This is a genomic window from Chloracidobacterium sp., assembly GCA_025057975.1.
Taxonomy (GTDB): domain Bacteria; phylum Acidobacteriota; class Blastocatellia; order Chloracidobacteriales; family Chloracidobacteriaceae; genus Chloracidobacterium.
The window spans coordinates 181,127-195,714 of sequence record JANWUV010000002.1 but is presented as its reverse complement, the minus strand read 5'-3'; the positions used below and the strand labels follow the sequence as shown (position 1 = coordinate 195,714).

The 14,588-nt window shown below is 59.9% G+C and carries 13 protein-coding genes; 8 read left to right on the top strand and 5 right to left on the bottom strand.

Annotated features, from left to right (window positions below; translation table 11 throughout):
* The first annotated feature begins 314 nt into the window (after positions 1–314).
* Positions 315–1,463, top strand: coding sequence for a methionine adenosyltransferase (gene metK / locus NZ585_02530; protein MCS7078914.1), 1,149 nt, complete (start codon positions 315–317; stop codon positions 1,461–1,463).
* 52 nt (positions 1,464–1,515) lie between these two features.
* Entirely contained in the window at positions 1,516–2,799 is a 1,284-nt protein-coding gene (ahcY, locus tag NZ585_02525) for an adenosylhomocysteinase (protein MCS7078913.1), read from the top strand.
* 101 nt (positions 2,800–2,900) lie between these two features.
* Here ahcY and NZ585_02520 read toward each other — a convergent pair whose 3' ends face one another.
* From NZ585_02520 to NZ585_02505, 4 genes are all read right to left on the bottom strand, one after another.
* Positions 2,901–3,974 (bottom strand): hypothetical protein, encoded by a 1,074-nt coding sequence (locus tag NZ585_02520; GenBank protein ID MCS7078912.1) that lies wholly within the window; start codon positions 3,972–3,974, stop codon positions 2,901–2,903.
* Positions 3,971–4,417 carry an ATP-binding protein gene (locus tag NZ585_02515; protein ID MCS7078911.1) on the bottom strand — a complete coding sequence of 149 codons (447 nt, stop codon included), beginning with the start codon at positions 4,415–4,417 and terminating at the stop codon, positions 3,971–3,973. Before NZ585_02515 ends, NZ585_02520 begins: the two co-directional genes overlap by 4 nt.
* Positions 4,418–4,493: 76 nt before the next feature.
* Positions 4,494–5,177, bottom strand: a complete 684-nt coding sequence (locus tag NZ585_02510) for an ABC transporter ATP-binding protein (protein MCS7078910.1) — start codon at positions 5,175–5,177, stop codon at positions 4,494–4,496.
* Positions 5,178–5,300: 123 nt separating this feature from the next.
* Positions 5,301–6,782: an HlyD family efflux transporter periplasmic adaptor subunit gene (locus NZ585_02505; protein ID MCS7078909.1), complete on the bottom strand. Its 1,482-nt coding sequence runs from the start codon at positions 6,780–6,782 to the stop codon at positions 5,301–5,303.
* A 274-nt stretch (positions 6,783–7,056) separates the two neighbouring features.
* Here NZ585_02505 and NZ585_02500 point away from each other — a divergent pair, with 274 nt between their 5' ends.
* The 5 genes from NZ585_02500 to NZ585_02480 all read left to right on the top strand — a co-directional run bounded on the left by NZ585_02500 (position 7,057) and on the right by NZ585_02480 (position 11,739).
* A complete protein-coding gene (locus tag NZ585_02500) occupies positions 7,057–8,424 on the top strand; it encodes an amidohydrolase family protein (GenBank protein MCS7078908.1) in 1,368 nt (455 codons plus the stop codon).
* 110 nt (positions 8,425–8,534) lie between these two features.
* On the top strand, positions 8,535–9,416 hold the full coding sequence (locus NZ585_02495; protein MCS7078907.1) for a YicC family protein: 882 nt from the start codon (positions 8,535–8,537) through the stop codon (positions 9,414–9,416).
* On the top strand, positions 9,406–10,059 hold the full coding sequence (gene gmk, locus NZ585_02490; GenBank protein MCS7078906.1) for a guanylate kinase: 654 nt from the start codon (positions 9,406–9,408) through the stop codon (positions 10,057–10,059). Before NZ585_02495 ends, gmk begins: the two co-directional genes overlap by 11 nt.
* 24 nt (positions 10,060–10,083) lie before the next feature.
* Complete coding sequence (rpoZ, locus tag NZ585_02485) at positions 10,084–10,362, top strand: DNA-directed RNA polymerase subunit omega (GenBank protein ID MCS7078905.1); 279 nt, start codon at positions 10,084–10,086, stop codon at positions 10,360–10,362.
* 210 nt (positions 10,363–10,572) lie between these two features.
* The gene (locus NZ585_02480) at positions 10,573–11,739 is read left to right on the top strand and encodes a hypothetical protein (GenBank protein ID MCS7078904.1); all 1,167 of its coding nucleotides are present in this window, start codon (positions 10,573–10,575) and stop codon (positions 11,737–11,739) included.
* A gap of 451 nt (positions 11,740–12,190) precedes the next feature.
* On the opposite strand, the gene NZ585_02475 is transcribed toward NZ585_02480, so the two are convergent.
* Positions 12,191–13,957 (bottom strand): amidohydrolase, encoded by a 1,767-nt coding sequence (locus NZ585_02475; protein MCS7078903.1) that lies wholly within the window; start codon positions 13,955–13,957, stop codon positions 12,191–12,193.
* Positions 13,958–14,031: 74 nt separating this feature from the next.
* On the opposite strand from NZ585_02475, the gene hpt reads away from it, so the two are divergent.
* Positions 14,032–14,583, top strand: a complete 552-nt coding sequence (hpt, locus tag NZ585_02470; GenBank protein ID MCS7078902.1) for a hypoxanthine phosphoribosyltransferase — start codon at positions 14,032–14,034, stop codon at positions 14,581–14,583.
* Positions 14,584–14,588 lie beyond the last annotated feature (5 nt).

The window sequence follows — 14,588 nt, the reverse complement described above, 5'->3', positions numbered from 1 at the left end:
TAGTATTCAGTCCTTGCAACTGGTCAAATCACGCCGCCTAGCTGAATCACATTCGCTAAAACATCATGCTTTCAGCCGGCCTTCAGCGTAAGGTGGAAATAGCCTGTGCTGACATTGGTAGTGCGCTTGGTTGGTCGTGGATTGGCATTTTTTGTTCCATATGTTACAGTCAGGTGCTTTGAACAATGCTCAGCCCGACTTTCGCTCTGGTTTCTGGTTGCATTCGACATACAGGTCGTTCGCTGCTGGTGAGCGTTGGCCGTGAGCCGAACTTGCTGCGCGCATCAACCCGTGTGTTTTGTGGAGGATAGGTTTTGAACAACGGTACTTTTCTTTTTTCTTCTGAATCGGTGACCGAGGGCCATCCCGACAAAATGGCGGATCAGATTTCCGATGCGATCCTCGATGAGGTCCTCCGCCGCGACCCAAACGGTCGCGTGGCATGTGAGACGCTGCTGGCGACCGGCTTGGTGGTGATTGCCGGTGAGATTACCACGACCGCCTACGTGGACTTTCCTACCGTTGCGCGCGAAGTCGTCCGACGGATCGGCTACGACAACGCCGAGTATGGCTTTGACGCCAGAACCTGTTCGGTCATCTCAACCATCAACGCCCAATCGCCGGACATCGCTATGGGCGTGGATACGGGCGGCGCAGGCGACCAAGGGCTGATGTTTGGTTTTGCCTGCACCGAGACGCCGGAACTCATGCCGCTGCCGATCCAACTGGCGCACCGGTTGACTCAACGTTTGGCGCAGGTGCGGCGGGAGGGGACGTTGGAGTATTTGCGCCCCGACGGCAAGGCGCAGGTCTCCGTCGAGTACCGCGACGGTAAGCCACATCGGATTTCCGCCGTTGTGGTTTCCACCCAGCATGCCGAGTCCGTCAAAACCGATGATCTACGGCGTGACGTGGAACGCCATGTCATTCGCGCCGTCATTCCTGAGACCATGCTCGACGCCGACACGAAGTTTCACATCAACCCCACCGGCCGATTTGTCATCGGCGGGCCGATGGGGGATACGGGGCTGACGGGCCGAAAAATTATTGTGGACACTTACGGTGGTTATGCGCCCCACGGCGGCGGCGCGTTTTCCGGCAAGGATCCGACGAAGGTGGATCGCTCGGCGGCTTACATGGCGCGTTACGTAGCCAAAAACATCGTCGCCGCCGGCTTAGCCGACCGCTGCCAAGTGCAACTGGCTTACGCTATTGGTGTCGCCGAGCCGGTTTCCATTCACGTTGAAACGTTTGGGACAGGCAAAATTTCGTCGGGCGCTATCATTGAACTGATTCGTTCGCATTTTGCCCTGACACCGCGCGGCATCATCGAGATGCTTAATTTGCAGCGTCCAATCTATTCGCCGACCGCCGCTTACGGTCACTTTGGGCGCAATGAGGAGAATTTCACTTGGGAACGTACCGACAAGGCCGACATTCTGCGAAGAGAAGCCGGGCTGTAAGTCCCTGGGTCGCCGTGGCGGACGTTATTTCTCAGTTTGAGGATGTTATCGAATGAGTATTAGTGCCGCACCTGTCAAACACTATGACATTGCCGACTTGACGCTTGCTCCGCTCGGACGCAAGCGCATTGAATGGGCGGACCGGGAAATGCCCGTACTGCGCCTGATTCGGGAGCGTTTCGCCAAGGAACGTCCCCTTGAGGGCTTGCGGATTGTCGCCTGCTGCCACGTCACCACTGAAACGGCGAACTTAGCGCGCACGCTTCAAGCGGGCGGCGCGGAGGCGGTGTTGATCGCCTCCAACCCGCTCTCAACCCAAGATGATGTCGCGGCTGCGCTCGTCGCCGACTTTGGCATTCCAGTCTTCGCCCGCAAGGGCGAATCCACGGATGACTATCGTAAGCATGTGCTGATTGCGCTTGATACCAAGCCGCACCTTATCATTGACGATGGCGGTGATGTGGTTTCCACGCTGGTCAAGGAACGAAGCGAGTTAGTCGCTGACGTGCTGGGGAGCACCGAGGAAACCACAACGGGCATCCAGCGCCTAAAGGCGATGCAGGCCAACGGGTTGCTGCCGTTCCCGGTCATCGCCGTCAATGACGCCCAGACCAAGCATATGTTCGATAACCGCTATGGCACGGGGCAGTCCACGCTCGACGGCGTGATCCGAGCAACCAACTTGCTGTTGGCGGGGCGGACGCTGGTGGTCGTCGGTTACGGCTGGTGCGGCAAAGGCGTCGCCATGCGCGCACGGGGGCTAGGGGCAAACGTTATTGTCTGCGAGGTCAATCCCATCCGCGCTATTGAAGCCGTCATGGACGGCTTCCGCGTCATGCCTATCGCCGAGGCTGCACCGCAGGGGGACGTCTTCATTACTGTCACTGGCAATCGCCACGTCATTGATCGCCAACACTTCGCCGTCATGAAGGACGGTGCGGTGGTGTGCAACTCCGGTCACTTTGACCTCGAACTTAACCTTGTCGCGCTAAAGGACATGGCGCGCGACGTGCGCGACATACGCCCGTTTGTACAGGAGTATGAGTTGGCTGAGACCGGCCGCCGGATTATCGTGCTGGGCGAGGGGCGGCTGATTAATTTGGCTGCGGCTGAAGGCCACCCAGCCAGCGTCATGGACATGAGCTTTGCCAACCAAGCGCTCTCGGCCGAGTACCTCAAAAAGCACGCCGGTACGCTTGCAAAGACCATCCATCGCCTGCCGGAAGAAGTTGACATCGAGATTGCCTCGCTCAAGCTCGAAGCGATGGGCGTCAAGATAGATACGCTGACGGCTGAAATGGTCGAATACATCAACAGCTGGGAACACGGCACATAAGGGTGGTGAGCAGCATGCGCCAAGGCTAGGTTAGGGGGCGGCTTCAACCTGCTCGGCTCGGCGTCTGCGAGTTTCAGCAGACTGCGTGCTCAAGCGCGGCCCTACAAAGCGGCTCCGGTTGGTGACGGAGCCGCTGCTTCCGGCGTCCGGCGGTCTCTTGGCGCAGTCGCCGCCAACCGGGTGGCGGCGCTTTCGAGACGCGCCCCCAGCAACTCTACATCGTAGCCTTCGTGCCGAACGCGCACATCGAAGTACAACAAGCAGTAGGCGATGGTCGCCATCGGCAGTGTGACCAGCTTGCCAAGCTGATCCGCCACGCTGAAGGACAGGAGGAACCACATCGGCGTGCGCGTTAGGTCGTCGAATTCGCCGTTGAGCAGGACGTACACGAGCAGCGGGATGCCGAGGGCCGAGATCACGGAGGAGGCGATGGCAATGTCAAAGAGCGTAATCTGCGCAATCCGCAAAATTGTTCCGCGCGCCAACTGCATGGCGCGTACAACACTGTCCCAAACTGAACGGCCCTCAATCATGACAACGCTTGGGAGCAATGCGACTTGAGCCAGCACGGCGCAGTAACCGACAAACCCCAGCGCGATGACGAATCCCGTCAACAAGAAGTAGAAACCGCCGGCCAAGACTGTGGTCAAGTAACCAAACAAAAGGACGGTTGCGAGCACGATTACCCAGAGGATGAACAAGCCGACCAAGGCGACTCCCGACACCCCAAGCCAGAACAGCATCGCGCCGATGAGTTGCGACCAGATCAGCGGCCACAACCGCCCCCGCGCCATACGCCATGTCCGCCGGAAGCTGATGGGTACGTCGAGCATAATGAAATCGGCTACCGTTCGGGTCAGCCCGCCCGTAATCAGCACCAACAACAAGGGACTGACAAAGTAGGTCAGAAAGTAGCCGACGACGAACCCCACGATCTGGACGGGAAGCGTGGCGACCGATTCTCGCAAGCCGGTCGCCGTATAAGCGACCAAGAGCGCGCCGGCGCAACTGGTCAGCACCGGTAAGATGGAAAGCCCCAGCAACGGCGCGAAGTTCGCCCGATAAATGAACACGGCGCGGTCAATCAAGTCGCCGGTCGAGAGCGGCTCCAGATCAGCCAGTTGGTGCAGATCGGGCAGGCTGTCGGCAGGAACACAGGACGGGGCGGCGCTCATCGTTCGGCCTTCTTCTTCATGCGCACCTGATTGCCCCGCGCGTTGTATTCGACTTCGTCCATCAGATGGTAAATGAGCATCACGCCGCGTCCACAGGTACGCAGCAGGCAGCTTGGGTCGGTCGGGTCGGGGAGCGCTTTGAGGTCAAAGCCGTCACCCTCATCCGTAATAACAAAGGTGACTTCGTTTGGCGCAAACTCAACCACGACATGGACGTTTTTGGACGGGTCTTCGTGATTGCCGTGCTTGATGGCGTTGGCAATGGCTTCATCAAGCGCGAGCATAATGTTGGAGTTTGGCTCTGTGATGCCGCGCGCCTCTAGCAGGTCCATCAGTTCCTGCAAAAGGTCATGCATGCGCGGGATAACGCTGGGGATAACAAACTCCAAACGGTCGAGTTGGGCGTCAGAAGCCTGCGCCGGATTGACGGAATGGCCTGCCATGTCGCTGTGTGAGTCCTGGGGCAAAGGTTTAGGGCTTGCTTACGACGGTAGGCTAACACAGCCTGCTTTACAGCGGCTATCTTGCCGGCTGACCGTTGGTGGGCGATGCAGGTAGACGAGTGACGTTGCGTGTATCTGTCGCAATCCGCCCATCCCGAATGGTGAGAACGCGGTGGGCGTAAGCGGCGATGTCCGGCTCGTGCGTCACGATGATGATTGTATTGCCGCGTTCGTGCAGGGCGTTGAACAGTTCCATAATCTCACGACTCGTCGCCGAGTCGAGATTACCGGTGGGTTCGTCCGCCAGAATGATTGACGGGTTGTTGACCAGCGCCCGCGCGATGGCGACCCGCTGCCGTTGACCGCCGGAAAGCTCGTTTGGGCGGTGGTACATCCGGTGCGCCAGATCAACTTGTTCCAGCGCCCGTTTCGCCCGCTGGATGCGTTCCGCCGCCCGAACGCCGCTGTAAATCAGCGGCAGTTCAACGTTGTGCAACGCCGTTGCACGCGGCAGCAGGTTGAAGGTCTGGAAAACAAACCCGATTTCTTGATTCCGAATCCGCGCCAACTCGTCGTCGTCCATTGCGGAAACCAGCTTGCCGTTGAGCCAGTACTCGCCCTTGGTCGGCGTATCAAGGCAGCCAATCAAGTTCATAAGAGTGGATTTTCCTGATCCTGACGGCCCGACGATAGCAATGTATTCATTAGGCTGAATGGTGAAGCTCACTCCTTGCAGCGCATGGATGACTTCGTCGCCCATCCGGTAGCTTTTCCAGAGGTCTTTGGTTTCAATGACAGGGCGGATGCGCGTCGCTGATGGCAGGCCGTCAACCACCGCCGGCGCGGTTTGAACCGACATAAGATGTTCACCTTGTGTGGAGTTTCAACCCTTGTTTGACGAGGCGGCGTCCATCTTGGTGTCACGGGTGATGGCTGCACCCGGCTTAAGCGTCCGTAAAAGCCGGTATGGCCCAGTGACAACGTTCTGCCCCTCCGTCAGGCCCTCGATGACCTCAATCTCCGTTTCACCCAAAATGCCCGTCCTGATTGGGACGAACTTAGCCTTGCCGCCTTCTTCTACGAACACGCCGGAAACTTCGGCGCGCTTGGTCGGCTTCTTATCGGTTTCGCCAGCGGCCGGGGCAGCTTGCTGGGGGGCGGCAGCCGCAGGCGTCCCACCTTGTAGTTCGGCCGGGTCGCGGCTGACCAGCGCCTGTAGCGGCACGACCAGCACGTTCCGGCGCGTCGCCGTCGTGATGACGGCCGTGGCCGACATGCCAGGTCGCAGTCGTTCACGGTCTTTCTCAGAAGGATTGAGGCGGATTTTGACTTTGAAGTTTTTGGCCTCCTGCGAAGTGGTGTTGGCAGCAATGGTCTGACCAGAGCGGGTTACGGCGCTCTGACCAACTTCGGCGACCTGTCCAGGGATTTCCGTGTCGCCTAAGGAATCTACCCTGACCTTGGCCGGTTGCCCAATCTGGACGTTGGCGATGTCGGTTTCATCCACCTGCACCTCAACGTTGATTTCCGACATGTCGGCGATGGTCATCAGCGGCGTCGTGCTGAGGTTAGCAACGGCGAACTCACCGATGCGTACAGGGAGACTCGACACCACGCCGTCAATCGGCGCTTTGCGGACGGTTTGGTCGAGGAAATACTGGGCGTTGGTCAGTTGCGCCCGGGCCGCCTTGACGCGCTGCCAAGCGGACTTGCTGGACTCTTCCGCGCGCTGCACAGCGATTTCGGCGTCCTTGACAACCTGCTTGAGACGCTCAATTTGCACCAGCTGCGCATCATAGGCGGCTTTCGCCACGTCGTAGTTGGCGCGCGCCGTGTCGAATTCCGCCCGCGACACGACGCCGGCTTCAAGTAACTCCGTCGTACGTTGGAGTTGGATTTGTTGCAAGTCAAGCTGCGCCTTAAGACGGTTGAGGTCGGTCTCCGCGGCAATCAACTGGGCGCGGTTTTGCGTCACCAAGTTGCGGGCGCTGAGTACTTGGGTTTCAGCCGCGCGCGCGTCCTGTTCGGCGGCGCGGTAGTTGGCCTCGGCGCTTTGCTGCGAAGTCAGTTGCTGGGTTGGATCTACCTTGACGAGCGGCTGCCCTTTCCGAACTACATCGCCTTCCTTGACGAAAATATCAGTGACGCGCCCCGGCACCTCCGCCGTGAGGTTGTAGAGCGCCACGGGCCGTACCTCGCCGGAAGCCGACACTTTGGCTTCCAACAACTCGCGTCGCTTGACCTGCTCAATTTGGACGCTAAGGGCGTCGGTGCGGCGTGTGAAAACGCTGGCGGCGACAATACCGACGACAAGCAAGGTGGCGCCGCCGACAATGAACAGTTTTTTAGTTCGACTCAAAGCCATAGGTTTTGGGAGCCATAGCCGTCATCAAGCGCAGTCGCAGAGAAGGCTAAATGTCGCGTCGTACCAAGGCATGACGCGCACTCTTACGCTGGAACCGGCGCGGGAGTTTCAGGAAAATACGAGGCGGTCTGGCATGCGCATCAGTTGCGGGTTTAGGGTACGACGCTAAGGGTCAATCCAATGGAGACATCAGTTCAATGATAGGCCGCTGAAACGGCGCGTTGTGTGCGGCGGCATACTTTGACGTCGGCGATGGTCGGGACATCACACTGAAATGACAAGACTTTACACAGCGCAGTGGGTTTTGCCGGTGGCGACGCCGCCAATTCGGGACGGCGCAGTAGCGGTGCAGGACGGACGCATCCTTGCCGTCGGGCCGGAAATGGAGGTGCGGGCACGGCTGGCCCGGCTTGGTGCACTAGAGACAACAGCGCTGGGGCAGGCGGCGCTTTGTCCCGGTTTCGTTAATGTTCACACTCATCTGGAACTAACGGCGTTTCGCGGTCGCCTTGAAAACTTAGCGTTCTTTGACTGGATTCGGACACTGACGCGCCTGCGCAACGAGCGGATGAGCGCAGAGGACTTGGAGCTATCGGCGCAGTGGGGAGTGGTCGAGGCCGTCCGCGCCGGTGTCACGACCGTCGCCGATGTCGGCGCTTCCGAGGCGGGTTTTCGCGCTCTACGCCAGAGCGGACTACGCGGCGTCGCCTATCAGGAAGTGTTTGGCCCTGACCCAATGCAGGCGAAAAAGAGCCTTGCCGGCCTCAAACGCCGGATTGAAGCACAGCGGGCGGACGAAACCGATCTTGTCCGCCTCGGCGTCTCTCCGCACGCCGTCTATTCCGTTTCAGCGCTGCTGTTTCGACTGGTAATTGAGTACGCCGAACACCAAGGGTTGCCGGTCGCCATCCACTGCGCCGAATCACAGGCGGAGGATGATTTTCTGCGCAGCGGCCAGGGGCCGTTCGCTGCGTTTTTGCGGGAGCGCGGCATTGCTTGGACGCCGCCGCGCACCTCGCCAATCCGCTACCTGAGCGACCTCAATGTTCTGCGCGTAAAACCGTTGCTTATCCACGCCGTCCGTGCAACCGAGGAAGATATTGGGCTGCTGACATTTTACGGCGCGAGTGTCGCGCACTGCCCAAAATCCAACGCCAAGTTCGGCCACGGCATTGCGCCGGTCAGCCGCATGCGCCAGCGGGGCGTATGCGTCGGGTTGGGCACAGATAGCGTTGCTTCCAACAACGTTTGCGACCTGCTGGACGAAGGGCGGTTCGCTCAACTGCTAGGTCGCGCAGCGCAAGGGGATGGTCAGTTGTTGTCAGCGGACGCGCTCTTGCGTTGGATGACCCTGGACGGGGCATGCGCGTTGGGATTAGACGACCGAATCGGGACGCTGGAAGTCGGCAAAGACGCCGATCTTGTCGGCATTACGCTTGTCGGCCCACACCTTGAGCCGGTTTATGATCCGGTGACGGCGATAACGACAGCGGCGACCGGCCGCGATGTCATGCTGACTGTCGTTCAGGGGCGTGTCATCTACGACGGCCAGCAAGTGCTCACGCTGGATGAAGCTCGCCTCCAAAGCCGGCTGCCGGAACTGGTCGCTCGACTGTCGCCGGGGACACAGGACGCCGGCTAAAGCGGCGGAGCGGGAGCGGTCGGACTTTTGGTTCGATTTTTTGGTATAGTGCTAGGCTTAGCCATGTGGTACAGCCGTCAAATGACCGCTTGCGGGGGCTGGTCTTGCCAATGAAAAGCATGACGGGTTTTGGCCGCGCCGCCGTTGCTACAGACGAGTTTTCGTTGACGGTTGAACTGCGGACGGTCAACAACCGGTTTCTCGATATTCAGATTCGTCTGCCGTCCGAGTTGGCGGCTATGGAAGTCTCCTTCCGCAAGCTCGTGCAGTCGCGTGTGCAGCGCGGGCGGGTGGAGGCGACGGTCGGCCTTGTACAGCAGCGTCCGATCAAGTTTCACGTCAACCTCCCACTGGTGCAGGGGTATGTCGCCGCCTTGCGGGAAGCACAGGCGGCGACAGGCGTCGCTGGCGATTTTGATTTGAGCCTCATTGCACGCCTGCCTGGCGCCATTCAACCCGCCTTAGCGTTGGATGAAGCATTGATAGCGCGCTTGGCGGAAGGACTACTGGACGCCGCCGGCCAGGCCTTAGACGCTCTAGACGCCATGCGCCGCGCCGAAGGCGAGGTATTGGCGCACGACATCGCCGCTCGGCTAGACGCCGTCGCCGCGCGCATTCCTGCGATTGAAGCGGCGGCGGCGACGGTTTTTGACGCTCAGCGCGCGCGGCTGGAACGACGGATACAGACGTTACTGCGCGACTTAGGCGGGGTGGATGAGGCGCGTTTAGCGCAGGAAGCCGCATATGCGGCCGAACGCTGTGACATCACAGAGGAAATCGCCCGGTTGCGCAGCCATACGGCGCAGATGCGTGAGTTGCTCACCAGTGAGACGCCCGGCGTCGGGAAAGCAATGGATTTTCTCTTACAGGAAATGAACCGCGAGGTGAATACGATGCTTGCCAAAGCCGGCGACACTGTGATTCACGACATGGCGCTCGCCATCAAGATCGAAGTCGAGAAGATGAAGGAGCAAGTCCAGAATGTCGAATGACCGCCTGACGCCTGCACGTCGCGGCATGCTGGTCGTTATCTCTGCGCCTTCGGGAGGGGGAAAGTCCACGTTGCTAGGCCGTCTGCTGGCTGAAGTGGACAATCTTCACTACTCGATTTCCTACACAACTCGTCCGCCGCGCCCCGGCGAGCGACACGGCGAGCACTACTACTTTGTCTCACCGGACGACTTCGAACGCATGCGCGAACACGGCGAGTTCTTAGAGTCGGCGGTTGTTCACGGACACTTTTATGGTACGCACCGGAAATTCGTCGAAACCACCCTCGAACGTGGTCAGGATTTGATTCTGGATGTTGACGTGCAAGGGGCGGAAAGCTTGGCCACAATTATGCCCGAAGCCGCTCGGATTTTTATCATGCCGCCGAACTATGAAGTGCTGCGCCGGCGGTTGTTTGCGCGGGGCAGCGATGATCCGGCGGCGATTGCACAGCGATTACAAAACGCCAGTCGGGAGGTTCGGCGCTTCCGGGAGTTTCACTACGTCGTCGTCAACGACGATCTAGAGCGCGCGCTACGCGCGTTAGTCTGCATTATTGAGGCGGAGCGCGAACGGTGGCGTCTGTCGGAAAAAAAACTAGACGCTATTGTGGAAACGTTCCGCCCTGAAGCGATGACTTTGTGAGTGGTAAGGAGACGGATACAGCCTATGACGAACGCTGAAACGACGAACGCTGGGACAACGACGCCAGAAACAGAAAAACCCCAAATCCGTACCATCCCAGACAGCAAATACCGCTTGGTTCTGGTGGCGGCGGCGCGCAGTAAGCAACTCCAGAAAGGAAAGGAGCCGCGTATTCGTTCGACCAGTCACAAACCGACGCGCATTGCGTTGGAGGAGGTCAGCAAGGGGCTGGTGCCCTTTGAGATTCTGCCGCCGCGTGAACGCTCGATTCCTCATCACGAGGATGGGATCATCAGTATTTAGCGTTTTTCTACAAGTGAGTCGGCGCTTCGCCGCCCAACCGGGCGGCAATGCGCCCCTTCCCCTATGAGGCTTGAAAACAGATCAACGGCGAAGCGTCCCCACTTTGCCGAACAACGGTGAACCCCTGCAACCCAAGCCGTAGAGGGGCCCAAGCAGCGCGCGCTGCGTGCCGAGGGCAAAAGGCTGTTTTATTTTGGGTTGCGGCGGACAATGGAACATATGCGAATGATCGCCAGCCGCGCGGAAGATGCGTGGCATGCGCTGCGCCAGCCGGGCGCTTACGAGTGGTGGTATTTTGATGCGCTTTCCGAAGACCACGAATACGGGCTGGTTGCCATCTGGTTTTGCGGCATGCCGTTTTCGGCGGACTACAACGCGCACCTTGAGGCCTACGAGCGTGGTTGCGCCGCCCCGCCCAACCCCTGCGACTACGCGGCGTTTTCGTTTGCGCTGTATCATCGCGGGCGTCCGATCGCCTACGCCTTGGTTGAATACGATGACTTCACAGCCTCGACCACTCAGCCGGCGGTGTGGACGGGACGTAACGCCTTTACCTACGATCCGGCGACAGCGACCTACCACCTTGTGGTTGATGTTGAACTGACTGAAGTCACGACCGTGATTCCAGTAGCGATTGGGCGCCGGCTGACCGGGACGTTTACCTTCCGTAACCTCAATGAGAACTGGTTTGCCCCGGCGCTGGCGGCGTCCGGTGTGGGTGCGCCGGGTATGGCGCATGGAACGCATACGTGGAATCTGGTTGCGCCGGTCTGTACCACGCACGGGGCGCTGGAAATCACCGACGCAAATGGCCGTTGCGAGCGGCGCGTGACATTCACAGGACGCGGCTACCACGACCACAACTACGACACCGTACCGATGTTGCGCGCCATCAATCGTTGGCACTGGGGCCGATGCTGGCGGGGTGATCGGATGCTGATTTATTACCGGAATGAGCCGTTCCCCGGTCAGCCAGGCGCATTTTCATTTGGGGCGGTGTTTGACGGCGCGCAGCCGCAGCTGGTGACAGACGCCATTGAGGTTGTGTTTGAAGCTCAACGGCGCAACTGGCTGGGGCTAAAGTACCCACACCATTTACGCATCACCCTGCCGGCGACCGGTGAGACGTGGACAATTCGCCAGCAGTACATGGTGGACTCCGGCCCTTTTTACGTTCGTTTCCTGAGCGGGCCGGGGACGGAGTCCAATGGGAACACGTACGGTGTCTCGGAAACGCTTGACGGCGTACGCTTGCGCCGGCGGATTTTTCGCCCAATGATCAACACCCGCATTCAGCGTCCGGCGAGTCGGGGGGCGTTGTTGCCGGCCCCGGTCGTCCGGCTGGGGCGCACTGCCCTCATTTGGCTCGTGACCTAGAGCTGTTTCCGGAGAGGTATCGCACTCCAACCTCTCCTTTTGGTCAGAGACGTGCCGCCGCCTCCGTGAGAGGAATGCTACTCGGTTGCCGGGTTGCCTTCTCCGCAGCGGGCAGGAGTTTATGTCGCCCACTTTGTAGGCCGTCTGGTTTGACGCACTGTGACCGTTTCCCGCCGCTGGCCGGTGCGTTGACCCGCTAGATTGTCTTCGGAAATCGCACCAGCCGGCCAGTAAGGCCGGGTGTTGATATGAGGTCTTTCATTAGCAACAACTTCGGCTTGTTCTGAACGGCGTAACAGTTTGTCTCCCCTTGGGCGGCGGCCCCGCATCGTGGTGCGCTTAGGGGTGTTTACGCACTTTGGCGGCGTGCGCCGCCGCGTGATCGGCATGGCGCTATGCTTCTGGGGCTGATCTTCTCGAAGCAGCGGCTTCTCATCGAAGCAGCGGCTTCTCAGTGAGAGACGACGGCTTTTTCAGCAAAAGCGCCAGCAGCGAAAACCACTTCGCCGCCGACAATGGTCATCACGCAGCGCGCCTTGAGAATATCGGCTTCTGGGACAGTGAATAAGTCGGCCGACAACACGGTGAAGTCGGCGCGCTTGCCGACAGTAATGCTGCCTGCTTCGCGTTCTTCAAAGGCGGCATAGGCTGGCCATAGCGTCAACATTTTGAGCGCCTCAAGCCGCCCAACCGCCTGTTCAGGATGCCAGCCTTCGCCTGAAAAACCAGTCAAGTCCTTACGCGCGACGGCGGCGTAAAACTCAATCAACGGCTCACCGCGCTCAACCGGTGCATCTGAACCGCCGGCAATGACGGCGCCGGTGTCCAGCAGTGACCGCCAAGCGTAAGCACCGGCCAGACGTTCCAACCCCAGTCGGCGCGGCGCAAAGTGTAAGTCGCTAATGGCGTGCGACGGCTGCATCGAGGCAATGACGCCCAGTTTGGCAAAGCGCGGGATGTCGTCGGGATGCAGCACTTGGGCGTGTTCAATGCGCCAGCGCGGGTCGCGGACGCGCCGCTGCGCCGCCGGAATTTCACGAAAAACCTGCTCGTAAATGTCCAATACCTGCCGGTTAGCACGGTCGCCGATGGCGTGTGTTTCAATCTGAATTCCCGCCCGCAGCGCCCGCCGACATAGCGCGCGCAAGTCGTCCGGTTGCGTCAGGAACAGTCCCGAAGTTTCCGCGTCGTTGTACGGGGCAAGCAACGCCGCGCCGCGCGACCCCAGAGCACCGTCCATGTACGCCTTGATGGCGCGCATAGTGAAACGTCCATTGGCTTCGCCGATAATCGGGCCGCTGCGGAAGAGCGCTGCGACTTCCGCTGGACGGTTGGCGGCGGCGTTGTAGATGCGCAGCTTGATTTTTCCTTCCCGGCACAGCCGCCGCAAAATCGCAGTTTCCAACAGTGAACTGCCTGCGTTGTGGATCGTACACCACCCTAGTGACAGCTCACGCTGCGCCCCCGCCACGGCTGCCCGTTCATAGTCCTCCGGCGACAGCTTGGGCAACAGCCGTCCGACCAAGCTTTGGGCGGCGTCAATCAGCATGCCGGTCGGTTTGCCGGTCGCGCGATCGCGGAGAATGTCGCCGCCCGGCGGATTCGGCGTTTTTTCGTTGACGCCGGCCAACGCTAGCGCCCGTGAGTTGACGACGCTGGCATGGCCGTCGGCGCGCGTCAGATACACCGGATGCTCCGGGGCGATGGCGTCCAACTCGGCGGCGGTCGGAAAGGTCGGCGGCGTCCAGAAGGTCTCAATCCAGCCGCGTCCGACCACCCACTCGCCTTTCGGCGTCCGAGCGACCTGGGCCTTGACGGCGGCCAAAAAAGCCTCGCGGGTGGTCGTCCCCTCAAGGTTGAGCGTTAGTTCTCGTTCACCGATTCCAAACAGGTGGCAATGGGCGTCGGTAAAGCCGGGATACATGACGGCTCCACCCAAGTCTATGAGGCGCGTCCGAGCGCCGCGATAGGCCATAGCTTCGGACTTGGTACCGACAAAGACGATGCGACCACGCCGGACGGCGACAGCCTCCGCCTGCGGTTGGCGTTCGTCCAGCGTGTAAATGACGCCGTTGAAAAACAATGCGTCGGCTGGCGGCGTCCGTCCCACAACGGACGCCGGCCAACTCCCCAACCAAACCACGAGAACCAACCAAACCACTCGTCGCACCACAGCCCTTTTTCCCCACGGCGGCCGGAAGCCGGTCGCTTCCCTCATCATCGCCTTAGTTGATAGCTTGCACACCAGCCGGTCCGCGTTAGTTAGGAGATGCCGACAAAGGAGGAAGCGCCATGCCCGAATTTGATCAGCCACAACTTACCGTACTGTTTGAGGCTGCGCGCATTCAAGCGCGCATTCGAGAACTGGGCGCCGCCATTACGCAGGATTACACCGGACGGTCGCCACTGCTGGTCGTTGTTTTGAAGGGCGCCGTGCCGTTCGGCGCAGATTTGCTCCGAACGATTGATTTGCCGGTCACGGTGGACTTTATCGCTGTATCAAGCTACGGCGCGTCAACGAAATCGTCCGGCGAAGTTCGCCTGCTCAAAGACCTCGATACCAGTCTCAAGGGCAAGGATGTCATCATCGTCGAGGACATTGTGGACACCGGCCTCACCTTGTCCTACCTGCTAGATATGTTCCGCCGGCGCGAAGCGGCGTCCGTTCGTGTAGCAGCGCTGCTGGACAAGCCGGAGCGACGGCGACGAGCGGTAGATGTGGACTACGTTGGCTTCACAATTCCCAACGAGTTTGTGGTCGGTTTTGGTTTAGACTACGGCGAGCGATACCGCAACCTGCCGTACGTTGCGGCGCTTGACCCAGCGTGCCAAACGGCGTCATGACGCCC